Genomic DNA, 23955 nt, shown 5'->3' with positions numbered 1-23955 from the left:
TGCTGATTTGGCGATGTATGCTGCGAAGAACGCAGGCAAGAGTCAAATTGTTGTCTATGATATGGCGTTACAAGAGGAAGCGGTTAGCAGAATAAATATTCAGAAAGAGCTGCAACAAGCGATAAATAACCAAGAGTTAGTACTTTATCTCCAACCAATTGTAGACATATCAAGTGGCTTGACTGTCTCCTACGAAGCGTTAATGCGTTGGAATCACCCTGAAAAAGGATTAGTTCCACCTGATTTGTTTATTCCGATTGCTGAAAGTTGCAATGTTATTTTTGAATTGGGTTATTGGGCATTCGAAGAATGCTCTCGAATCATCCGAGATGAGAATATTGATGTACCATTATCGGTAAATCTGTCACCCAAACAGTTTAGAGATCCAAATCTCATTGATAGGGTTAAATCGACTTTAACACAGTACCGTATTCCAGAAGGTAGTATTGAGATAGAAATAACCGAATCCAGTTTTATTGAGGATATTGAAAGCGCTTTGTCGATCATGAATGAATTTAAAGAATGTGGAATTTCTATATCACTGGACGATTTTGGAACGGGGTACTCCTCTTTAACACTTCTGCAGAGATTACCAGCGGTTAAACTTAAGATCGATCGAAGTTTTATTCAAGATATAATTACTAACGACCGCGATAAAAATATTGTCCAAGGAATCGTTTGGACTGCTCAAAGTCTTGGTTTGTCGGTGGTTGCTGAAGGAATAGAGAACCAAGAGCAATTGAGTTTTTTACGTGAGATGAAATGTAATTTGGGTCAAGGATATTTTTTCAGTAAACCTCTACCTGTCAGTCATTACATAAACTAGACCCCCTCTGAATTACTTAATCTGGCTGTGGATTGCTGCCATTATTTCACGACATTTCCTATGCATGTAGCATCAGATGATATGTTTGAGTTAATTTCGTGGAATATTGATTTAGGTGAAGCTAAATAAGCTTAATCGGTTAGCGACTGCTTGCAAATAAAATCTATACTCATACGGTTATTTAGTATCTATTCCTCTTTAAATTTTATTCAAACAAATTTAAACATTAACGTCAGCTATTAAAATTCAAGATTACCAATTAATTGCTACTTTAGTTGGAGTGCAATTACGAATTAATCTCACCTTTAAAAGATGTATTTAATTAGCTTATTAATAAGTTTGATATAGATCTTATATTAACATTTCCTTCTATATAACAAATGCAAAACCTAACTATCACAAAATAGGTATGCCGATTTTTAAGTTGTTGATAGTTAACTTATTAATTTTTTGGTAAATGATAATCGTTATCAGTGCGCTGCGATTTAAAGCTCGCTTCTTACTATTTTTTAGTGATTCATCACAATTCTTATCTGTTATTTTTTAACAATCGATGATTTGTTTAATTGCATATTAAAATCTTCGGCCAATTTAGAAATCAATTTAATAAATACTTACCTTAATAAAGGGGATTATATTTATGAAAAAAATGGCCTTCATGTTAATAATTGGAGTTTCTTCAATATTAATTCCCTATTCAAGCGCTAATGCTACCCCATGGGATGATCTTAGTGCTGAACAATTAGAACAACAATTAGTTGATAAGTTTGCTCAAGGAAATTACTCCCCTAAAGGTGCAGACAACTGCTTAATGTGTCACCGTAAAAATGAAAAAGTCATGGATATTTTTAAAGGCACCCATGGCAACTTAACCAATAGCGAATCTCCTATGGCTGGTCTACAGTGTGAAGCCTGCCATGGCCCGCAAGGCAATCACAACAAAGGCGGTAAAGAGCCGATGATTGCCTTTGGTCAAGACAGTAAGCTTTCGGCGCCAACTCAAAACACCGTCTGCCAAGGTTGTCATAACGACCCAGAGCAAATGGCATGGCATACCAGCACTCATAATCTTGAAGAAATTGCCTGTGCAGACTGCCACACCGTGCATGCCGCCAAAGACCCTGCGCTAGACAAATTATCAGTGAACGACACCTGTACCTCATGTCACACCCAAGAAAAAGCCGACATGAACAAGCGTTCTTCTCACCCAATGAAATGGGACCAAATGACCTGTATTGATTGTCATGCTCCACATGGCTCAATGAGCGAAAGCGCACTGGTTAAGCCTACCGTTAATGACACCTGTTACAGCTGTCACGCTGAAAAGCGCGGTCCATTCCTATGGGAACACGCCCCAGTCACTGAAGATTGCAGCAGTTGCCATAACCCACATGGCAGTGTGAACGATAACTTACTTGATAACCGCGCACCGCAGTTATGTCAGCAATGTCATGCCTCAGATGGTCACGCCTCTCGCGTGGTACCTGAGCCTGGTATGGATGCATTTGGTGGTGGTAAAAGCTGCTTAAATTGTCACAGCCAAATTCACGGGTCTAACCACCCCTCTGGCAGTCTGCTGCAACGCTAATGGAGAGCAAGATTATGTCATTTAAATTGAATCTTATTACCCTGTCACTGCTGGCGGTATCAACCTCTAGCGTGGCGGCTAACTTCGGGGTCGGTCATGCCAATACTACCTCAGTAGACACCCATAAATATGAATGTAAACGCTGCACTAACGTAGCAGGTTATAGCGGTGAAGTGAGTGTCGCTGCTGGCTTTAACGATGTTAGCGATGTGCATGCAGGCAATGCGTTCGGCACAGGTAAAGATGGCGGCATTGGTGCGGTTAGTGGTGATGTTAAATTTCAAGGTAGCTCAGGTTATCAAGCGCAAATTCAAGCCCATCAATTAGGCATGGATAATGGCTTTGCTCATATCTCTGGTGGTAAAGCAGGCTTGTATGAATTTAGCCTCGATTATGATGCGATTAAAACCTATCAAGCCGGTGATGTGGAAAGTCGTTTGTGGCACAACGATGGCATGTTGACGCCATCTGATGCGATCAAAACTTTCGACTTAGCTCAACGCCGCGAAAAAGTGGCATTAGGTTTTGACTATGGCCAAGATTTTTATGGCGCCTTTGTGAAATACAGCCAAGAAGACAAAACGGGTCATAAATCAGCAAGTCTGGTGTCGCCTAGTCCGATCAACTTTGGTCTGCCTATTGATGCCACTACTAAACAGTTTGATGCCGGTATTCACTTCTCTGGCCAAAATTGGCTCACCGAACTGAGCTATTTTGGCAGTGTATATGAAAACCACATCGACCACTTAAGCTTGCCTTATGCCAACGATGTCTATTCTGCCGCGCCAGATAACCAAGCCCATCAAGTGTCATTGTCAGGTCAATACAATATCAATCGCACCGTCATTAACGGTCGAATTGTTACTGGACGTATGATTCAAGATGACAACCTGATTCAAATGACCGGCAACCCGCTACAAAACTGGGATGGTCAAGTTGATACTCTTGATGGCCGCTTTGCGCTGACCTCTATGCTTACTAATCGTTTACGCTTAGGTGGCAGCATTGATTACAGCAAGCGTGATAATAAAAGCTCAACCGCTGAATTTGCTCAATACAACTTCAATAGCTTAACCGGCGCCTTTAGACAAAACGTGCCACAAGACATTGAGCGTAATACCTACAAAGTGAACGCTAGTTACCGCATTGCAAGTGGTTACCGTTTGCAAGCTGGTTACGACCGCAAAGAAGTGGAGCGCACCTTCAGTGATCGCGAGCAAACTAATGACGATAATTTATGGCTAAAACTCAATGTTCGCGCCTTGGATAAGGTTAACTTTAACCTGAAAGCCGAGCATGCGAATCGCAGTGGCTCTGCCTATGAAGCCAATGAGCTGACATCATCTGAAAACAACGCCTTATTACGCAAGTACTACTTAGCTGACCGTACACGCAACGCCGTTGAATTCAAGGTGAACTACACCCCAATCAACTGGATGAGCCTAGACATTAGCACCCGTTATGCTCAAGACGAGTATGACCAGACCCAAATTGGCCTGACTGAATCTGAAGATTACGGTTATGACGCTAGCCTTAACATTGCCTTTAATCAGCATATTGATGGTTATGTATTTGCCGGTCAGCAATGGATTAACTCTAACCAAGCTGGCAGCCAAGGTTTTGCTAGCCCTGACTGGGCAGCCGACATTGAAGACGAATTTATCAGCTTAGGCGCAGGTGCAAGCTACAGCGGCTTGATGCAAGACAAGCTTACCTTAGGTATTGATTACTTATTTAGTAACTCAATTAGTGACACAAATGTCACCGCCGATAGAACGAATCCGTATGGGGATTATTACTCATACAACCACAGTGCCAGCATGTACGCCGATTATGCCTTGAGCAAGCAAATGGCGCTGAAATTAACATACCGCTATGAACGCTATTTCGATACCGATGCAGCCAACGTAGGGGTCAATGATATTCCGGGGATGATTACTCTGGGCGATATCAACCATAACTATAACGCACACCAAGTGATGTTGTCGTTTACCTACAAGTTGCGTTAACACGCATCGTTTTAGTTACTGAGGATAAATGAATGGAACGTAGAAGTTTTTTAAAAGCCAGTGCCGCACTAGGCTGTGCAGCAACCATTACCGGCTGTAAAACCAGCTCTGATGAGCCAAATAAAGTCCCTGAAGTGCCACCTGTAGGGGAGAAGGTTGATTGGTCTTGTTGTACTTGTAACTGTGGACATAACTGTCCGTTAAAAGTTATTACCGTTGATGGAAAAATCACACGAATTGAAACTGATGATGTTGGTGGTGATGAATTTGGTACTCACCAAGTTAGGGCGTGCCTCAAAGGTCGCTCTTCTCGTAAAAAAGTCTACTCACCAGACAGGCTAAATCGTCCAATGAAGCGTGTTGGACCTCGTGGCCATGCAAGTAGTTTCATAGAGTGTTCGTGGGATGAAGCTTTTAATACCATTGCTGAAAATTTGCAAAAAGTCTATAACGAAGCCGGACCTTCTGCAGTATACCCCCACTATGGCACAGGCCGACTATACGCTAGATATTCTGGCGGTGATTGGCGTTGGGCTGGTCAATGGGGCGCAAAACTTTTATGTGAAATGGGGGATATTTAAACCACTATGGAACTTATAGCTCTTCACAACAGTTGGCAGCTATGTATTACACGTATGGTACAATCACATCAAGCACATACACTGAAATGTTGCACAGTGATTTAGTTGTTGCATTTGGTTTTAACCCAGCAGAGACACGCATGAGTGGTGGTGGTGGAACTTACGACTGGAGTACATGCACCCAAGGCAAAAAAGTTATCATGATTGACCCTCGCTATTCTGATTCTGCATTAGGCAAAGAAGATAAATGGTTGGCAATCCGTCCAGGTACTGACGCAGCTTTGTGTGAAGCTTTAGCTTACGAGATTATTCGTCAAGGTAAAGCTGATAAGGCATTTCTGGATAAATATTGTATTGGTTATGATAGCGACACTTTACCAGCATCTGCTAAACCAAATAGCGATTATAAGTCTCATATCTTAGGGCTTGGCGAAGATGGTATAGCTAAAACACCTGAGTGGGCAGCAAAAATTACAGGTATTGCTTCAAATGAAATTGTTGCTTTGGCTCAAGATTTAATGAATGCCTCAACCCCTTTTATATGCCAAGGTCTAGGTCCACAACGTCACGCAATTGGCGAGCAAACTGTACGCTCAATTGTCATCTTACCTTTATTACTAGGGAAAATCGGTATTTCTGGAACTAATTCAGGTATTTGGCCTAGTCATGGGAGAAGTTCCATAAGTCTCTCACCTAAAGGAGACAATCCATATTCAGGCAGTATTTCATTCTTTACTTGGAGTGATGCGATTGTACGTGGTGTTGACTTTACGCCTGAAAAAGATGGTCTAAAAGGTGTTGAAAAACTAGATAGTAACATTCGATTTATTTGGAATTATGCTGGCAATGCATTAATTAACCAACACTCTGATTCATTTGGCACTCATGAAATTTTAGCCAGCAGAGAAGCTGATGAGCTGTTTATTTTAGTGCATGATGTGTTTATGACACCAAGTGCAAAATACGCAGATATTTTGTTACCTGATTTAACTGATTTAGAGCATACCGATATTAGTGCATTCGGTGGAACTAACCAAGAAACAGTTATTCCGATGACCACCTCAGTAAATAGCCCTGTAGATGCAAAAGGTTGCTTTGAAGTGACTTATGAAATTGCTAAACGCTTAGGTCTTGAAGGTGCAGTGTTTGAAGGTAAGAATTACGACCAATGGCTGGATGAACTATACAAGCGTGACCAAGCGAACAATGCCAAGTTACCTGATTACAAAGATCTTGTTGAGGGTGGTTTGTATAAAATACCAAATCCAGACTTCAAAAATGTCGCGTTCAGTTCATTTTTTGCGGACCCTGAAGCAAATAAACTCAGCACTCCAAGTGGTAAAGTAGAGATCTACTCAGAAACACTTGCAGCAATGTCAACTCATTGGGAACTCCCTGAAGGAGATTTAATTCCGGCCATTCCAATGTATCACAAAACATGGGAGAGCTATGAAGACACCGAAACTCGTGAACAATTTCCATTACAACTAATCGGTCATCATACAAAAAGTCGAACTCACTCAAGCTTTCATAATATCAAATGGTTAACTGAAGCTGTTGAAGATGCAGTATGGATAAATCCTAAAGATGCAGCAGAGCGTGGTATTACTGATGGTGCCAAAGTTGAAATTAGTAATGATCGCGGGAGCGTCATTATTGCTGCAAAAGTTACGCCGTTAATCATGCCAGGCGTAACATCTCTAGCACAAGGAGCTTGGTTAAATAGCGATAATTTATCAACAAAAGTCGATACTGGCGGTAATGTTAATGCATTAACCAAATACCACCCAACACCGATTGGTAAATGCAATCCACAACATACTAACCTAGTTGAAATCCGTCTAGCTTAATAAACGGTAACGAGAAGATATGATGAATAATTATACCCAATATGGTTTTCATATAAACACTGAAAAATGCAGTGGTTGCAAAACATGCCAAATTAGTTGTAAAGACAAAAATGATATTGATTTAGGACCTATGCTACGTCGTACCTATAAATACGGCGGTGGCAGCTTTCAAGAAATAGAAGATGGTGTATATATTAATGACGTATTTGCCTACTATGTGTCTATTAGTTGTAATCATTGTAATGAACCAGTATGTGTGAAAGCCTGCCCAACAGGAGCCATGCATAAACGGCGCGAAGATGGCATTGTTGATGTTATGACAGATCTTTGTATTGGATGCTCAAGTTGCGCACGAGCTTGCCCATATGATGCACCTCAGCTAGATACTCAACGCAAAGTGATGACCAAATGTGATGGATGTAAAGACCGAATTGCACAGGGTAAAAAACCTTCCTGTGTTGAGTCTTGCCCACAACGCGCATTAGATTTTGACAAAATTGAAATCTTGGAAAAAAGATACCCTATGGCTGTTAGAGGTGATGCTAGACCATTACCGAGTAGTAGTATTACAGACCCTAACTTACTTATTACCGTAAATCGTTACAACGACCGCTCGGACGGTTCAATCCAAAACGAAAACGAAGTGTAATCTTAATGAGTTATTAGGCATGGGTGCAGTCACCCATGCCTAAAACCACTCAGTTAATAACAACAGAGATTGTAATGAACCAAGCCACTTTTGAAAATTCAGCAGCTATCTGTAATGTACTTTCTTGTATGTTATTCAATACACCAACAGAAGCTTTTTACCAACACGTGAATGATGAAATTATCACTAATTGGCCGACTCTTATTTCGCCAACTGACGATATTTGTATAAAAATGAAAAAGGCGTTGTGTAAACATAGTTTCATTGAACTCAGTAATGACTATAAACAACTTTTCGTTGGACCTGGAGTTAAGTCTGCTTACCCTTGGGGGTCGGTCTATACAGATAAAGATCAACTTGTGAATGGACAAAGTTGTATCGAGTTTGAACAATTTTGTCAGCATAACAATATCGATATAAATACGGCTTTTAAACAGCCTCGTGATCATATTGGACTAATTATCGCTGTGTTGGGTAAGTTAATGACCGAAAAAAAGCCAAAATTGTCTATTATTTTGCTCACTGAACACCTATTGCCTTGGGTAGATCAGTTTCTAACATGTGTAAAAGTCAATGCAATAACTGAATTTTATAGAGGAGTTGGTGATTTGTTAAAAATTTTAATTTTCGACTTGCAGATCCTGCTTGATATTAAAGTAAAGTGAAATTTTTAGTTGAGGTGAAACATTTAATTTACTTCTTGAGTATCATCCCAATGCGTTTATATCGCTAGTAGGAAAATTAATGAGTGTCATTCGATCAGTAGCCCAACAATGGAACAAAGCTGACTTTGCCCAACAATTACAAAAATACTTTGCTGAGGATAAAGCAATTGATGAATTATTTGTCGGTGCTACATCCTGTTCGACAGTGTGTAGCCTCATAGCGGCTATGATCGAATTACCCCCAAAGCCTAAAAATGAACATTACAACATGGATAAGGCACAAGTTTTTGATACCTTGTTCCAATGCTTTTTATTAATGTTTATTAAGGAGCTAGAACACAAGGACCTCACTCAAGCTGAACAACTTATTATGTCGCTTGCCGTGCATTATGCTCAAACAATTTGTGATGATAAACAATATGCCGATTCAATGCTGTACGATAAAGCCCAACGAGTATTAACTGCAATGGCACGTCTATCATTAGAAAGACAAAAACTTCGAAAGCAACAATGTAATATGGGCAAGGTTTAGGATAGGACTTCTCTTTGCCAGTCATTTAACCAAATTAGCAATTCTGGCCGAAATATAGGGCTCAAAGCTGCGCGTTGACGCTTACCCCCATGGCTATCTTTCTTATTTTCAACTTCGCCAACAAGATTGGCTTTCTTACTCTAGCGATGGCATTCACATCGCTACAGAGCTTGACATTATCTTGAGTGTACCTTGTTAACCGGCCTTTGGAAGGTACAGCAACACGTCAAAGGTGGCTTATGCCTGCACCACGCTTTACAGAATAGTAGAAACCGTATAGGTAAATGAGTTAGTGCCATTTGATTACATCATGGCTTGCCTTAATGAACGGTGCCAACCAGTACTGGATATCTTCAGCCTGTGGCCTTGGAATTTTAAAAGATAGGTGTAGTTGCCTAGATACTTGCGTTCATATAGCAAGTTATGGTCCCCGTAACCACGGGACTTAACGATTCTTTTAGCCCCCTTAATGCCACAATGCCACCAGCACTCGATAAATTCGATAGCGCTGAACCCCAGACAAAAACACAACTTTTATGAAAATTAACAGCTTGATCCTCTTGCTTCGCGGTAATGTAGTTGATTAGTAATTTTGCTTGATGTCGTTTTACCAAAGCATGATTGTTTATGATAATCTGTTGCCATTGTTTATTAATTCCAACCTTATGAAAACTAACTTTTATAATGTCAATGCCGAGTCATTCTATAACGATACTGTTGGCGTCGATTTATCGCCCTTATATGACATATTTTTACCATTATTAACGCCTAATGGTCATATTATTGATGCAGGGTGTGGTAGTGGCAGAGATAGTTTGTACTTTTTGCAGCAAGGGTTTGACGTTAGTGCTTTTGATGCCAGTGAAGAGTTAGTGGCTAAAGCGTCTGCGTTAACGGGGATTGATGTTGCGCTAAATACGTTTGAGCATTACAAAGCGGCAAGATTAGCCGATGGTATTTGGGCGTGCGCGTCATTACTGCATGTTGCTAGTGGTTTATTGCCTGCTGCATTGACCAACTTAGCTGAAAATTTAAAACCGGGCGGTTATCTTTATTGTTCATTTAAATATGGCAATGATGATGTTGAACGGGGTGGCCGTTACTTTACCAACGCTGACGAAACCAGACTTAATCTGTTTATTAAAGATACCCGTTTAACTGTGGTTAAAACATGGATAACAGGGGATGCACGACCTGATCGCCAAGATGAAAAATGGTTAAATGCTATTCTGATAAAAGGCAATTAAATGCCCCTAGATGCGATAAGGATAGATCAGGTTTTAGCCCGGTTTGGATATCAGTTAGTCGATATAGTAGAGGTGGGTCGCTTATATTTTTTTGAGCAGACTAAGGCAACATCCTTAGCATCACAATTACCCGCCATTTTAATTGATCACACCTTGTATGCCCTCAATCCTGCTGAGTTTCATTATGTGGATTACACCAGTTATCAGAATAAATTGATGCATCAATATCAAGGATTGTATCGATTTTGTGCTTTTGATATCGCGCAATTAACCCAAGATATTACATTGTTTGTTGCCGATGAAATTGAAACTATTGAGCTGAAAAAGTATGGTGCGGATCGACAAGATCAACATATTGATCCCACGCCGCCAGAGTTTAAGTTTGCACAAATTTTTGAGACCGTATTTGGCCAAGCATCTGTGCATGCATTACAGGCCGAAGCGCCTTATGTAGACAGGCAGGGTCATAAGCGATTTGTTGATTACATTCTGCATCGAAAATCATCACCCATAGCCATTGAGCTTAATGGTGAAACTTACCATCATCCTTTATCTTCTATTGTGTCTAAAAAGCAATATCGTTCGCAGTTGTTCAAACAAAACTCATTGGTTAACGATGGCTATTTGGTTTATCGCTGGTCTGATCGCGGCATGAGTGATGCATTTAAATTTGAAGACCAGTTAAAAGATTACTTTGGTGAGTCAGCTCACTTTTTAACATCCCCCTTGTATAAAGCTGAGCGGCCAGTTGATTTTAGTTTGTATGCGCATCAACAAGATGCAGTCAATCGACTGGCTGAAAAAAGACAAGCTGGGCAGAACAGTTTTTTGGTGGTTTTACCCACGGGCACCGGTAAAACCGAAGTTTTTATTGAAGATGTCAGGCTGCAAATACAGCAATATAATGCCAAGCGAGTATTGGCTGTTGTGCCTACTGTGGCGTTAAAAAATCAGCTTATCGCACGCATTCACGCTCAGCTCCCAGAAGTAAAAGTGGGTGAGTTACTCAATCATCCTCAACTCGACATTAGTGTGCAAACCAGTGCTTATGTATTGCGCCATTATCGAAAATTATCCAAAGACCATTTTGATTACATTGTGATTGATGAAGCACATCGCGCAGCGGCTGATGGTTTGCGGCAGGTGTTAAATTACTTTACCCCCAAAAGTTTGCTGGGGTTAACCGCTACACATGAGCGGCTTGATAAGCGGTCTTTGATTGATATTTTTGGTCATTACCAAGTTGAAATGACATTAGAGCAAGCGATTCAAAAAAATCTAGTACCACAAATTCGTGCCTTTAGATTGGAGTCTAATATTGATTTTTCTAAGGTGAGATTTAATGGTAAAGAGTTTGTCAGAAGCGATCTGCAAAAAACTGTTATTGTGCCTTCGCGTGATCAATTGATTGCTGATGTTTTACTAAAATACTTTTTCAACCCACACTCGCCAACAGTGAGCACCCAGCAGGGGATCGTGTTCTGTGTGGACATTAAACACAGCCAAAGAATGGCTAAATTATTAAATCAATTAGGCATAAAAGCGGCTGCGGTCAGTGGTCATGATCGTGCTGGCTTAGATTTGTACCATCAAGGCAAGGTGCAAATGTTATGTGCCTGCGACTTAATTAACGAAGGTTGGGATGCGCCTCAAACCGGTATTGTTGTGATGGCAAGGCCCACTATGTCAAAAGTGTTATACACCCAGCAACTTGGGCGTGGCACTCGACATTATCCGGGCAAAGAAGCCTTGTATGTTATTGATGTTGTGGACAGTTATGGCGCAGCAATGACGCCTTGGTCGTTACATGGCTTGTTTAATTTAGGTAGTTACCAACCCTTTGGTGATGTGGTTAAGGATGTGCAAGGGACAGCTCAGCAAGAGTTACTGATTTTAGATGGCTTATGGGAGTCAGAACGTCGTATTGAACCCATTAATATTTTTAACTTTGAAAAAGAATTCAGTGACTTATTAAATGAAGAACAACTTGCCAGAGAGCTGTTTATTTCAACGGGAACAGTAAAAGCGTGGATGAAAAAAGGTGAGTTAGTCGCCGATAAAACCATTCCCTTTGGCAGTAAAACCTTAAGTTATTTTAGTGTGGCGCAGCTTGAAAAGATAAGAAAAAGTAAGCACATCCCTTTAAGAACTCAAGATACGCGCAAGGCCGACTTTATCGAATTTATTGAAAAACGTGACTATACGTTTTCATACAAAATAGTCCTGCTTATGTTGATGGCCAATCATTGTAATAAGCAAGGTGAGATGGATTTAGAGGTGCTAGCTAGTTTATATTCAGGCTTTTACCAAGCTTTACTTCACAAGTACGCCAAAGCCGAAAAGGGAGATAACCCTCTTAATATTCAGGATAATTTATTAGATCCTGCATTTATCAAACGGAATATTCTGATTAACCCATTTGAAAAATTTGAACGTAAACGCTTTTTATATCAATGCAAAGAGCTGAATTTAATTTCGTTCGACACAGTGTTATGGGACAAGCTTACTCCCTCTGACTTAAATAACATCACAGTACAGATGCTAGATGATCTTAAACATTACTACAGCAAGCTAGACATCGCCTTAACTGAGCAAGATATAGCCGTGTTAGGTTTACCGGCAGTTAATACTCAGCCAGCTAAACTACAGGCTATTGATACGCAACAAGCGTCAGATGAAAGTGGGCTGTCTTTACCGTTTTATCAAGATCTTAAAATTGCCTGTGGTCACTTTCGGTCGAGCAGCGCCGAGATTGTGAGTCGCATTGATTTACCTGCAAAATATGGGGCAAAAAATCCAGATAAATATTTTATTGCAAGGGCGGCTGGTAACTCTATGAATGGCGGCAAATCGCCAATTGTGGATGGTGATTTATTGCTGTTTGAATGGATAACCCCAAGCAGTGCAGGCTCAATATCCAACCAAATTTTAGCGATTGAACTACTAGATGAAACCGGTGAACCACAATATTTACTCAGAAAAGTTATCAAGCAATCGCCAGGTCAATACACATTAATCGCTAATAATACCGATTATTCTCCCCTCAGTGCCAGTGACCAAATGAATACCTTTGCCCGTTTTAAAGCGGTGATCAACCTGTAGTTGTCGATTTTAGCCAGTCAAACCACTGTGCTATTAATGCTCTTCACTCTTTTTTGTTACTCAAAAGTTACAAGCCAACTTGCTTGCAAGGCTTGTGGTGACAGGCTTTTCATTATTCTGTCATGCTATGGAAATGTTAATGTCACGTTAACACAGTCTTTTTGTCATTTTTACTCGTTAGTTTTATGCACCAGCAAATGCGTCTGCCGGTGGCACGCAATAAAACCTCACTAACTTGTAATGCAATCCGTCTTCGGAGATGACAATGGAACTGAAAAACCTTTTTAAACTCACCGCGATTTCTACCGCTTTAGCTGCAACTTTAGGTCTTGCGGGATGTGGTGGTGATATCAATATCAACACAGGTAAAGAGACCACAACGCCTACCACACCAACTACGCCTCCAACCACTCCAACAGAAACGGCGCAGCAAAAGTCTTATAGTGGTTTTGCAACTAAAAGTACCACGCTTGCTACTGTCGATGGTAAAGAGGTTTGGGAATTAAAAGGTAGCTTGTTACCTTCAACTGCAGCATCAACCATTTCTACAGGCGGTCAAGACGGCGATAAAATTGTATTGGGCAATGATGTTGTATGGCTACTTAACGGTGCGGTGGTTGCTGGTGGCGATAACGAAAATTCAGTTGAATTGTCTATTCTGCCTGGCACTAAGGTATTAGGTGGCAGTGATTCGTATCTAGTCATTAGCCGTGGTTCAACTATCATGGCTGAAGGCACAGCTTCCGCACCTATCGTATTCACATCAGCAGAAACCGCGTTAGGCCAAGAAGGCAAAGCAGGCCAATGGGGCGGCTTAGTCTTACTGGGTAATGCACCGGTAAACACCTGTCCAGATCTAGCCAATTGTGATGCCTCGTTTGAAGTGGGCAACCATAACTATGGCGGCGATAACACTCAAGATAGCTCAGGTGTGCTCCAATATGTGCGGGTTGAATTTGGCGGCTTTAAAATTAACGACACTCAAGAAATGAACGGCATCAGCTTTGCGGGTGTTGGCAGCGGTACTCAAGTTGACCACATTCAAGTGCATTTAAATAATGATGATGGCGTTGAGTTTTGGGGCGGTAACGTGTCCATTTCTAACGTGGTGTTAACGGAAAACTTTGACGATTCATTAGATTGGACTAACGGTTGGCAAGGTAGTGCTCAACACGTTTATATTCGCCAAGGCGACAATGGCTCTAACCGTGGTATTGAGGCTGACAGTAACAGCGATGCCAACGCTATGCCTATGTCTAAGCCTACATTAGCTAACATCACTATCGATGTGGCTAACGGTACTAACTCGGGTGGTGACGACGCCGAAGGGATTTTATTCCGCAAAGGCACTGGCGTAACCGCTTATAACCTGTTGGTGAAGGGGGATGTAGATTCGGGTGAGTGTTTAGAGGTGAATGATGACAACACTGTAAACAATGCCAATAGCGCAGAGTTAACCGTACAAAACAGCTTGGTTGACTGTGTTGAGCCATTTAAAAATGCCAAACCGGATGCCGCAGAAGGTCGCACTTTAGCGCTAGATGTTGAAGCTTGGTTTAAAGGCCAAGAGGGCAACCTAGTCGGCGCGTCTGACTTAACAGGCTATATGCCGAACACCTCATCAGTTGCATTGACTGCTGGTAAAGCAGATTTAAGCAACTTGGATGATCGCTTAGTGGATGCCCAATATATTGGCGCATTTGATGGCACCAATGATTGGACTGAAGGTTGGACAACGGCGATTCATGACGATGCCACTCCCGCTCCGACAACATTACCGACATTAACATCTTGCCCTGTTGGCACCACCGCTGAAACCGTTCCTGCAGGCTTGTACAAAGATGATGCGGTCACCTTAGTGTGTACTTTACAGGGTAACGTATTAAGCAATACCACTTTATTGGCTGGTCAAAATGTCATGTACAAAATTGATGGCGGCGCAGTTGTTGTTGGCGGCGATAACAGCAATTCAGCCACTTTAGCCATTCAAGCGGGTACTAAGTTATTTGCCACCGACAACAGCTATATTGTGGTCAGTCGTGGTTCAAAAATTATGGCTCAGGGCACAGCCACTCACCCCATTGAAATGACCTCGCAACAGGATGTGATAGCGGGTGCTGAAGGCGCGCGCGGTCAGTGGGGCGGGTTAGTGCTTTTAGGCAAAGGCTTAACCAATACTTGTCCAGATAAAAATGCCTGTGATGCCTCATTTGAAGTCGGTGACTTCCCATATGGCGGTAACGACAACACCGATAGCAGCGGTCAAATCAGCTATGTGGTGATTAAGTATGCGGGCTTTAAAGTGAATGATACCCAAGAAATGAACGGGATTTCGTTTGCAGCAGTCGGCAGTGGCACCCAAGTTGACCACATTCAAGTGCATGCTAATGGTGATGACGGTGTAGAGTTTTGGGGCGGCGCGGTGAACCTGAAATACGTGTACCTTACCCACAACTTTGACGACAGCTTAGACTGGACTAACGGCTGGCAAGGTAAAGCGCAGTTTGTTTACATTACCCATGAAGATGGCAATGCTAACCGTGGTATTGAAGGTGACAGCCACAAAGGTGCCACAGATACGCCAGTATCCAAGCCTAAATTAGCTAACTTCACCATTTTACCGGGCGCAGACATTGAAAATGCCAGTGGTGATAAAGGCGAGGGTATTTTACTGCGCGTCGCCACCGCAGCTGAACTGTATAACGTGTTAGTGCAAGGACGTAAAGGCAGTACAAGCACCACAGAATCTGGAGAGTGTTTAGAGCTAGATGGCAGTTATGCAGGCTTAGTTGACAATGTGAACAACAACACCTTAACCATGTCACACTCGATTATCGACTGTAACGAGCCGTTCAAATACAGCTCTGATAACGCGGCAACCGCAGATGCAATCAATGTTGAAACCTGGTTTATGGGGCAAGAAGGTAACGCAACCAAAGCGGTAACCTTAACCGACGGCATGCCAGCAACCACAGATGCAGCATTAATCGGCGCGGGTAAAGACTTAAGCACAGACGACAACTTCTTCGAAGCCACCAACTTTATTGGTGCATTCGATGGCCAAAATGATTGGCGTCAAGGTTGGGCTTACTTCCCACAGTAAATCACACCATTAAGTAGCTAAGTTTATAGCCGCCCCGCAATGCTATGGGGCGGCTATCTCTGAACCGCATACAGGACTTATCACGTATGAAAACCAAGCCGAGTTTTACCGCCAACAAATTAACGCTCGCGATTCTATCAGTGCTTTCAGTAACATCATTGGCCGCCACTCAGGCAATCGCGCAAGATGAAACACTCAATGAGCCGACATCTAGCACGCAAACATCAACGCAAGCCGCTGGTGAATCTTTTCCGATAGAACCTATTGAAGTGATCTCTGTTACCGGGCGACTACGTACCTCAGCTTCGGCTGCGACCGAAGAGCGTCGTGAACAAATTGCTGTAGCCGATATTATGGGCTCAGAACAAATTTCGAGAACCGGCGACAGCGATGCCGCTGCTGCACTGCGCCGAGTGACGGGGTTAACCCTAAAAGACGGTAAATTTATTTATGTGCGTGGTCTGGGTGAGCGTTATTCAAGCACCTCGTTAAACGGGGCTATAGTACCGTCACCGGATCCGACCCGAAATGTAGTGCCGTTAGACATGTTTCCTGCATCGATAATTGAATCATTATCGGTACAAAAATCAGCTTCAGCTGAAAAACCAGCCGCATTTGGTGGTGGCCATGTCGACATTCGCACTAAGGCTATTCCCGCTAACTTTTTCTTTAAAACCTCTGTGGGTGGGCGTTTTAATACCAACGACAGCAATGATAGCTATACCTACAAGGGTGGCGGTGATGATTGGACCGGCAAAGATGACGGCACCCGCGGCATGCCATCCAGTATTGATAACACGATTAATCAATTTGGCGGTATCAGCCCGATTGATATTGTTAGCGGCTCTAATGGCGCTATCAACTACCCACAGCCCAAAAAATGAATCGCGAATTGGCCTTAGACATGTATCGCGATATGGCGGTAAAAACAGACAGTACCGACCCTGGTTTTAGGGGCGACATTGCCATTGGCGATCGCTTTGACATATCAGACGACTTTGTATTTGGCGCATTAGCGGCATACTCCTATAAACAGCAAGCTGAAAACTACACTAAGTATGAAGTTGAGCTTGATGGTGACAGCGAACAAACTCAAATAGAAAACCAAAAAGACATTATCGGCACCGACTCGATTGTGCAAATGTCGGCCATGCTGAATTTAGGCTTAGAAATTGGTTACAACCATAAAATTGAAACCTTCACCACCTATTTGCGTGACACCTCAGACGATGTTTCCGTTGGCATTGAAGAAACCATAGACACCCTTGGCGAGCCCAATGCATTACAGGTTTATGGTATTGATTACGAAGAAAGAACCTTAATCAGCAATCAAATAAAGGGTCATCACTTTATTGAAGTATTCAATGATGCTGAATTTAACTGGATGTTTTCTGATGCCAGCTCAGAACGGAACGCCCCAAATGAGTTGTCTTATACCTATAACGTGATTTTAGATGAAGCCAACTCGCCTATTTCACGTAATCTGAATACCCAAGATGCGCCCAAATATGTGTATTCAAACCTACAGGACGACAGCCAAAATTACGGCTGGGATTTCGCCTACCCGCTGCAGTTTGATGATGCCCTGATGAAAGTCAAAGTCGGCTATCAATACTATGAGCGCACCCGCGAAAGCTATGCTACTCGCCTCGCGTTTGATGTTGATTTAAGTCCAACCGACCCGAATGGCGCTCTCTTGTCTGAAGAGTTCGACGCTATTTTTTCTGACGACAACATCAATAACAACACCATCGGGCTTGAGTTAAAAGATGCCTCAACCGACACCGAAGACTATGTGGCCGCTGAAAAAAATGATGCCGGTTTTATCAGTGTTGATGTCGATTTTGATGACGTATGGCGTTTTTATGCAGGGGTGCGTTATGAAGATTTTCGCCGTGTCACCTTGCCGATAACGCCTGAGGGGGAGATTTCAGACGAGGGCGGCCGTTACGATTTAGCCGATTATGCCATCGCGGAAGACGGTTGGTTCCCGTCAATGTCACTTACCTGGAAGCAAACCGACACCACCCAATGGCGTTTAGGGGCCAGTAAAACCATAGTGCGTCCAGACTTACGTGAAGTGTCGCCTGTGCGATTTCAAGATCCCGTTACCGGATTTGATTTTTTTGGTAATCCAGAGTTAGCCAGCTCAGACATTTATAACCTTGATGTGCGCTGGGAATATTACTCAGATGAAGGGGATAACTTCAGCTTAGGCGCGTTCTATAAAGATGTGGATGCACCTATCGAGCCGATTCAGCGCATTTCTGAGGCGGGTCGTCAGCTGAAGTTTTATAACGCCGAATCGGGTTACGTATACGGACTTGAAGCCGAGTTTTTACAAACCTTAGACTTCATCAGCGAAGGCAGCCTATGGGAAGACTTCTTTGTTGCCGGTAATTTAACCATAGGTGACTCTGAAATTACTATCGCTCCCAATGGTGAAATCGACCCAACTAACAATAAGCGCCGTATGACAGGCCATTCTGCATGGGTGGCCAACGTACAGCTAAGTTATGACTCTTCTAACAGTTATCACAGTGCCACTTTGGTTTATAACGTGTTTGGTGAACGCATTGCTTACGGTGGCCGTGGTGGCTTAGATGATGTGTATGAAAAACCCTTTCATAGTTTAGATTTCACCTATAGCTTTTTTCCCACCACCAGCATGGCGATTAAGTTAAAGGCGAAAAACTTACTGGGTGAAACCACAGAATATGAACAACAGGATATTCAAGTGTACGCCAAAGACCCAGGCACAGAATACACCCTGCAATTTAGCTACGAATACTAGAATTGCGGTTATGTTAGGGAAAACGAGTACTGATTTTTAACCATATTTACTCATCATTTCTATGGTTAAAAAGGTGCATGGCCACTTTCTTTGGAACGAGAAAGTGGCTTTTTTTAACATTGATAGTTGGCAATATTCTGGATATGAAATTGAGTGAAAGTGATTGCATTGGCCCTGTGGCAAGTTATTAAACCTAATGATAAAAGTCTAATTTGTTTAAGGTGTTAACGGTAAAGTTGAACTATGCTAATAGCACCTGCCAACGATGATCATTAATGTTTGAGGAAGCACTTCATGTTAAGGATTAATCATCTAGGGTCCATTTGCCATGTCATCTGATCAAATCATTATTGTTACTTTATTAGTGATCACTATGGCGCTGTTTCTATGGGGAAATGGCGTCACGATGTTGTTGCATTAATGGCTTTGCTTGCCTGTGTATTTTTGGGCGTTGTGCCCAGTGCTGACGCATTTAGTGGTTTTGGGCACCCCGCAGTGATTACCGTGGCAAGTGTGTTAGTGCTGGGGTATGGCTTACAAATATCGGGAGCGGTAGATGTTCTGGCAAAACATTTATTGCCCACCTCTAAGGGACCAACCTTAAGCATATTGGCCTTGATAAGCCTTGCAGCCTTGTTATCGGGCTTAATCAATAACGTTGGCGCGTTGGCGCTACTGATGCCAATAGCCATTCAGATGGCAGCCAAGTTTGGTTTGCCTGCGGGCCAAGTGTTAATGCCGTTAGCATTTGGGTCTATTTTGGGGGGCATGATGACCTTAATTGGTACGCCGACTAACATGGTGGTTGCTGGCTTTCGAGGCGCAAGCGGCTTGGAGAGTTTTTCCATGTTTGATTTTTCTCCGGTGGGTGTGACGGTGGCCGTTGTGGGCGTGGTGTTTATTGGGGTGTTTGGCTGGCGACTGGTGCCTGTGCGCAAACAGTCTGAGTCGGGCAGTTTTGACACGGGAACTTATCTAAGCGAGGTGCGTATTGTAGCGGGCAGTCAGGCTGAAAATAAGAGTCTGTTTGAGGTTGATAAATTACTGGTTGAGGCTGATGCGCAAATTATTGGTTTGATCCGCCGTAAGGTGCGCTTGTCTGCCCCTAGCCCCAGACGAGTTTTGCAGCAAGATGATATTTTAGTGATTGAGGTTGAGCCAGAGTCATTGCCAAAAGTACTTTCAAGTCTTGGGGTAAAATTGGAAGAAGACATTAGTGTCAACAATGAACCACCAACCGAACCTGCGTTAGAGTCTGATAAGCCAGACTTAACCGATGCTGATACAACCATCATTGAAAAAGAGGGGCAATGGGATGCGGGCAAAGTCGCTGATATCATTTTACAGGAGTGGGTGGTTAAACCCGGTGCCGCATTAGTCAATCGCTCTGCTACAGACATCGAACTACGCAGCCGCTTTGGTATTAATTTGTTAGCCATTTCTCGCCAAGGTTTGCGGTCAATTAAACGTTTGCGTTCAACACCATTGCGAGCAGGAGATGTATTGCTGCTTCAAGGCGACCCTGAGTCGGTTGCGGGATTTGCGTCGCAATTTGGGTGTTTACCTTTAGCTGAACGAGATATTAGGGTGCCCAAAAAAGGTCAAGCGCTGGTGGCCTCAATCATTATGGCCATTGCAGTGACAACAGTGGCATTGGGTATTTTGCCTGCTGCGGTGGCTTTTGTGGCTGGTGGGTTGGCTTTTTCATTATTGGGCATTGTGCCAATCCGATCGATTTATAGCACCATTGATTGGTCGGTTGTGGTGTTATTGGCTGCGTTATTACCGGTTGCTAATGCCATGTTTACAACAGGTGCGGCAGATTTAATTGCCCAGTTTTTACTGGATAATGTCGCTCAAAGTCATGCCATTGGTGCTTTGGTATTAGTGCTGGTTATCACTATGTTTTTATCTGATTTAATGAATAATGTGGCTACGGCAGCCGTGATGTGTCCCATTGGCATAAGCACTGCAACTCAGCTTGGCGTGAGTGCAGATGCTTTTTTAATGGCTATTGCCGTTGGGGCGTCCTGTGCATTTTTAACCCCCATTGGTCATCAAAATAATACCCTGATACTGGGTCCTGGGGGATTTCGATTTGGCGATTACTGGCGACTTGGTTTATTACTTGAGGCCATTGTTGTGGCGGTAAGTATTCCTATGTTGTTGTGGGTATGGCCATTTTAATCGGTGGTTCCTGCGGTTTGTTCATTTAAGTAAATCTCTATCGTGCTTAATGGTAAAGTCCAGAGCAGGCCCTTTGGGGACTATCAGAGTGGGGTTAATGGTGTCATGACTGGCGTAGTAATGTCTTTTGGTGTAATCCAAATCTATGGTGTCGGCGACAGTGCCAAATTGGTAAAGCTCTCTGACGTAATTACTAATATGATGAAATTCACTTAAGCGGTTGCGATTACATTTAAAATGTCCATGGTATACCGCATCAAAACGCACCAAGGTTGTAAATAAGCGCCAATCGGCCTCGGTGAGTGTGTTGCCGACTAAATAGCGGTGTTTACCTAGGTGTGTTTCAAGCCAATCTAGGCTAGTAAAAAGCTCATCATAGGCGGTTTCGTATGCTGTTTGGGTGGTAGCAAAACCGGCTCGATAAACACCATTGTTGATTTGATGATAAATTCGGTCATTAATGGCATCGATTTCAGTTTGGAGTGCTGCGGGGTAATAATCATCGTCATTGCCGGTTAACGGATTAAACGCGCTATTAAAAATGCGGATTATCTCACTGGATTCATTATTAACAATTTGATGGGTATGTTTATCCCATAATACTGGCACAGTGACACGGCCTTGATAATCGGGGGCTGCTTTTAAATAAAGTTGATACAAATAGTCACTGGCAAAGAGGTGGTCTTTATAGTTGCTATTTTGTGGGTCAAATTCCCAGCCATTTTGTCGCATTTCAGGTTTGACACAACTGACACTGATGATGTTTTGCAGTTGCTTTAATTGCCTGAAAATCAGTGTTCGGTGTGCCCAAGGACAGGCTAATGAAACATATAGATGATAGCGACCAGCTTCTGGTTTATAGGGGCCATTCGCTGAGATAGTATCTCTAAAGCGACTTTGCTGGCGTTTAAATTCGCCTTGGCTTTTAGAGGTGTCATACCATTGATCAACCCACTTGCCATTGACAATTAATCCCATGGTTTACTCCTGTATTGAGACGCCTTTTATGTTTGTTAGTACGTCAAGATGGCTTTAGCGATCATATATATTTAATCGCGCGAACTGACTAGTGCTTTTTTTTTCTAATCCACTGTATATTATTCGCTGATTGGTTATTTTTTACTGTCCTGTTCATTGAAATTTATTTAGCGTCTACAGCTAATTGTAACTAACCAAGCTAAGCTAAATAAACGCTAATCACTAAAAATAGTTAATTACGCATTAAGGTTATTAATTGGAAGAATCGAATAATAAAATCGCATTAAAAATGGCTTTGGCTGTGGTGCTTTCGATTTGTTGTGCGCTTTGGTTGCAATGGGAAAAACCATACTGGTCTGCTATGGCTGCATTAGTGATGGGAATGAGTGAATCCATTGGTCATGCGATAACCAAAGGCCGTCATCGGCTATTAGGTACCGGTGTTGGCATTATTGCGGGATTATTTTTAATTGTATTTTTATCTCAAGAACGCTTCATGTTTTTGGCGATTTTATGTGTGATTTTGGCTATTTGTGTTTTCATGACTAGTGATCCTAAGTATGGCTATATCTATTCCACCACATTCACCGTGTGCATCATTATTGCCAGTGTTGGTGGCTTTGATAACCAGGTAACATTTAATGTTTTGTTGTTAAGGTTACAAGAAACCCTCCTTGGAATAGTGGTATACACTTTAGTATTTCGTATTATTTGGCCAAGAAACACGGAAACGCTTTTTTTAGAGCTGTTTACCAAAACCCAAAATAATTTAGTAACTAGCTTTGAGGAAGCGAACCGTCATCTTGATGCTATTATGGCTGACGGCGTCGATCATCATGGCGTGCGTTATAAAGATCACAGTTCAAGTATCAGAAAGTTATATGAATATCTCAATATGCCATTTCACGACCGTTATCAATTACATCGGCGCGATAAGCAGTGGCGAGAGCATGTAAAAGCCATGGCTGTTGCGCAGCACTGTCTAGCTCAAATTCATGCAAATTGGCAAAATCCACAATTAATTTTGCGTCATAGAATGTTATTAAAGGACGTGATTGATTTTTTACAAGAGCCTACTCAACATGCAGACAAAGGTGTACCTTGTCCTCGTTATATTCAGCAAGCTTACGATGAATTACCCCTAGAGGCTAAAGCTGACTTTTTGCCGCCTAAAAATTATCGGCTTGATGCTATAAAGTCACTAAAAGCATTATGCATGTTTATTACTGCGTTGATGTTATGGATTTATGTCCCTATTCCAGATAGTTATATGTTTCCATTAAATGCAGGGGTATATGCGGGGTTATTAGCGCCAATGCCTGATCGTATGCTCAAGCATTGGATGTTGGGTTACTTTGGCTTTGGGGTGATATTTATTGTCCAATATGTGTTGATCATGCCAGCCATGACAGAAGTTTGGCAATTAGCTGCGTTCTATTTTATTAATACTTATATGCTCTGGCGAGTGATGTCGCATCCCCGTTTAGTGGTTCACCGCATTATTGGTGGCAATATCATGTTGCTGATGACAGCAGGGGCGTTAAATAACACACCCACTTTTGACGTTGAAAGCTCAATAATCATGTTAATTTATATTATGTTGAGTTTTGTTATTGTGCAGTTTTATACCCATTTATTCAGTGGCATTGTGGCTAAGTTATCTGCTGAGTAAATCCAAGCCTATCACCTCATCTCGTTCAACTCTCTTTATTTGAAATACCTCAACTGCAAATTACTTGGTTGCAAGCACTAAAAGTATGTTGCGAAAAGCTATTGTTAAATTTTAGGGGGCTTATGGGCTTGATCTGTATCATTTTTAAGCTTTTTGGTAATTCTTGTCATCA

16 protein-coding genes are annotated in these 23955 nt (G+C 42.3%); 15 read left to right on the top strand and 1 reads right to left on the bottom strand.

The window, feature by feature from the left end; translation table 11 throughout:
* The first annotated feature begins 13 nt into the window (after positions 1 to 13).
* From HBH39_RS14240 to HBH39_RS14185, 14 genes are all read left to right on the top strand, one after another.
* Positions 14 to 826, top strand: coding sequence for a putative bifunctional diguanylate cyclase/phosphodiesterase (locus tag HBH39_RS14240; protein WP_432280159.1), 813 nt, complete (start codon positions 14 to 16; stop codon positions 824 to 826).
* 649 nt (positions 827 to 1475) lie between these two features.
* On the top strand, positions 1476 to 2414 hold the full coding sequence (locus tag HBH39_RS14235; RefSeq protein WP_167680094.1) for a DmsE family decaheme c-type cytochrome: 939 nt from the start codon (positions 1476 to 1478) through the stop codon (positions 2412 to 2414).
* Between the two features lie 14 nt (positions 2415 to 2428).
* On the top strand, positions 2429 to 4423 hold the full coding sequence (locus HBH39_RS14230; RefSeq protein ID WP_167679344.1) for an MtrB/PioB family decaheme-associated outer membrane protein: 1995 nt from the start codon (positions 2429 to 2431) through the stop codon (positions 4421 to 4423).
* Positions 4424 to 4455: 32 nt separating this feature from the next.
* Positions 4456 to 5004: a molybdopterin-dependent oxidoreductase gene (locus tag HBH39_RS19985; protein WP_280117331.1), complete on the top strand. Its 549-nt coding sequence runs from the start codon at positions 4456 to 4458 to the stop codon at positions 5002 to 5004.
* A gap of 41 nt (positions 5005 to 5045) precedes the next feature.
* Positions 5046 to 6854, top strand: a complete 1809-nt coding sequence (locus tag HBH39_RS14225) for a molybdopterin-dependent oxidoreductase (RefSeq protein WP_280117330.1) — start codon at positions 5046 to 5048, stop codon at positions 6852 to 6854.
* Positions 6855 to 6876: 22 nt separating this feature from the next.
* On the top strand, positions 6877 to 7503 hold the full coding sequence (locus HBH39_RS14220) for a DMSO/selenate family reductase complex B subunit (RefSeq protein WP_167680093.1): 627 nt from the start codon (positions 6877 to 6879) through the stop codon (positions 7501 to 7503).
* A 35-nt stretch (positions 7504 to 7538) separates the two neighbouring features.
* Positions 7539 to 8168 (top strand): TorD/DmsD family molecular chaperone, encoded by a 630-nt coding sequence (locus tag HBH39_RS14215; RefSeq protein ID WP_167679342.1) that lies wholly within the window; start codon positions 7539 to 7541, stop codon positions 8166 to 8168.
* A gap of 79 nt (positions 8169 to 8247) precedes the next feature.
* On the top strand, positions 8248 to 8700 hold the full coding sequence (locus HBH39_RS14210) for a hypothetical protein (RefSeq protein WP_167679340.1): 453 nt from the start codon (positions 8248 to 8250) through the stop codon (positions 8698 to 8700).
* 665 nt (positions 8701 to 9365) lie between these two features.
* Complete coding sequence (locus HBH39_RS14205; RefSeq protein ID WP_167679338.1) at positions 9366 to 9947, top strand: class I SAM-dependent methyltransferase; 582 nt, start codon at positions 9366 to 9368, stop codon at positions 9945 to 9947.
* The gene (locus HBH39_RS14200) at positions 9948 to 13049 is read left to right on the top strand and encodes a DEAD/DEAH box helicase family protein (RefSeq protein ID WP_244325663.1); all 3102 of its coding nucleotides are present in this window, start codon (positions 9948 to 9950) and stop codon (positions 13047 to 13049) included.
* A gap of 265 nt (positions 13050 to 13314) precedes the next feature.
* A complete protein-coding gene (locus HBH39_RS14195; RefSeq protein ID WP_167679336.1) occupies positions 13315 to 16152 on the top strand; it encodes a hypothetical protein in 2838 nt (945 codons plus the stop codon).
* Between the two features lie 86 nt (positions 16153 to 16238).
* Positions 16239 to 17036, top strand: coding sequence for a TonB-dependent receptor plug domain-containing protein (locus HBH39_RS19840; protein ID WP_244325662.1), 798 nt, complete (start codon positions 16239 to 16241; stop codon positions 17034 to 17036).
* Positions 17033 to 18946 carry a TonB-dependent receptor domain-containing protein gene (locus HBH39_RS14190; protein ID WP_244325661.1) on the top strand — a complete coding sequence of 638 codons (1914 nt, stop codon included), beginning with the start codon at positions 17033 to 17035 and terminating at the stop codon, positions 18944 to 18946. The genes HBH39_RS19840 and HBH39_RS14190 overlap by 4 nt, the downstream gene beginning before the upstream one ends.
* Before the next feature lie 387 nt (positions 18947 to 19333).
* Positions 19334 to 21133 carry an SLC13 family permease gene (locus HBH39_RS14185; RefSeq protein ID WP_244325660.1) on the top strand — a complete coding sequence of 600 codons (1800 nt, stop codon included), beginning with the start codon at positions 19334 to 19336 and terminating at the stop codon, positions 21131 to 21133.
* 21 nt (positions 21134 to 21154) lie between these two features.
* Here HBH39_RS14185 and HBH39_RS14180 read toward each other — a convergent pair whose 3' ends face one another.
* Positions 21155 to 22111 carry a glutathione S-transferase family protein gene (locus HBH39_RS14180; RefSeq protein WP_167679335.1) on the bottom strand — a complete coding sequence of 319 codons (957 nt, stop codon included), beginning with the start codon at positions 22109 to 22111 and terminating at the stop codon, positions 21155 to 21157.
* A 256-nt stretch (positions 22112 to 22367) separates the two neighbouring features.
* Here HBH39_RS14180 and HBH39_RS14175 point away from each other — a divergent pair, with 256 nt between their 5' ends.
* Positions 22368 to 23783 carry an FUSC family protein gene (locus HBH39_RS14175; protein ID WP_167679333.1) on the top strand — a complete coding sequence of 472 codons (1416 nt, stop codon included), beginning with the start codon at positions 22368 to 22370 and terminating at the stop codon, positions 23781 to 23783.
* Positions 23784 to 23955 lie beyond the last annotated feature (172 nt).

This window comes from Shewanella aestuarii (assembly GCF_011765625.1).
Taxonomy (GTDB): Bacteria; Pseudomonadota; Gammaproteobacteria; order Enterobacterales; family Shewanellaceae; genus Shewanella; species Shewanella aestuarii_A.
Note: the sequence above shows the minus strand (reverse complement) of the source record. Positions and strands in the feature narration are given on the sequence as shown.

Bases quoted from the DNA above. Each gene is read 5' to 3' on its own strand.
- HBH39_RS14185 (WP_244325660.1), top strand. From the start codon at position 19,334: ATGGGGAAATGGCGTCACGATGTTGTTGCATTAATGGCTTTGCTTGCC.
- HBH39_RS14240 (WP_432280159.1), top strand. From the start codon at position 14: ATGTATGCTGCGAAGAACGCAGGCAAGAGTCAAATTGTTGTCTATGAT.
- HBH39_RS14215 (WP_167679342.1), top strand. From the start codon at position 7,539: ATGCCTAAAACCACTCAGTTAATAACAACAGAGATTGTAATGAACCAA.
- HBH39_RS14200 (WP_244325663.1), top strand. From the start codon at position 9,948: ATGCCCCTAGATGCGATAAGGATAGATCAGGTTTTAGCCCGGTTTGGA.
- HBH39_RS14190 (WP_244325661.1), top strand. From the start codon at position 17,033: ATGAATCGCGAATTGGCCTTAGACATGTATCGCGATATGGCGGTAAAA.
- HBH39_RS14205 (WP_167679338.1), top strand. From the start codon at position 9,366: ATGAAAACTAACTTTTATAATGTCAATGCCGAGTCATTCTATAACGAT.
- HBH39_RS14180 (WP_167679335.1), bottom strand. From the start codon at position 22,111: ATGGGATTAATTGTCAATGGCAAGTGGGTTGATCAATGGTATGACACC.
- HBH39_RS14195 (WP_167679336.1), top strand. From the start codon at position 13,315: ATGGAACTGAAAAACCTTTTTAAACTCACCGCGATTTCTACCGCTTTA.
- HBH39_RS14220 (WP_167680093.1), top strand. From the start codon at position 6,877: ATGAATAATTATACCCAATATGGTTTTCATATAAACACTGAAAAATGC.
- HBH39_RS14210 (WP_167679340.1), top strand. From the start codon at position 8,248: ATGAGTGTCATTCGATCAGTAGCCCAACAATGGAACAAAGCTGACTTT.
- HBH39_RS14230 (WP_167679344.1), top strand. From the start codon at position 2,429: ATGTCATTTAAATTGAATCTTATTACCCTGTCACTGCTGGCGGTATCA.
- HBH39_RS14235 (WP_167680094.1), top strand. From the start codon at position 1,476: ATGGCCTTCATGTTAATAATTGGAGTTTCTTCAATATTAATTCCCTAT.
- HBH39_RS19985 (WP_280117331.1), top strand. From the start codon at position 4,456: ATGGAACGTAGAAGTTTTTTAAAAGCCAGTGCCGCACTAGGCTGTGCA.
- HBH39_RS19840 (WP_244325662.1), top strand. From the start codon at position 16,239: ATGAAAACCAAGCCGAGTTTTACCGCCAACAAATTAACGCTCGCGATT.
- HBH39_RS14225 (WP_280117330.1), top strand. From the start codon at position 5,046: ATGTATTACACGTATGGTACAATCACATCAAGCACATACACTGAAATG.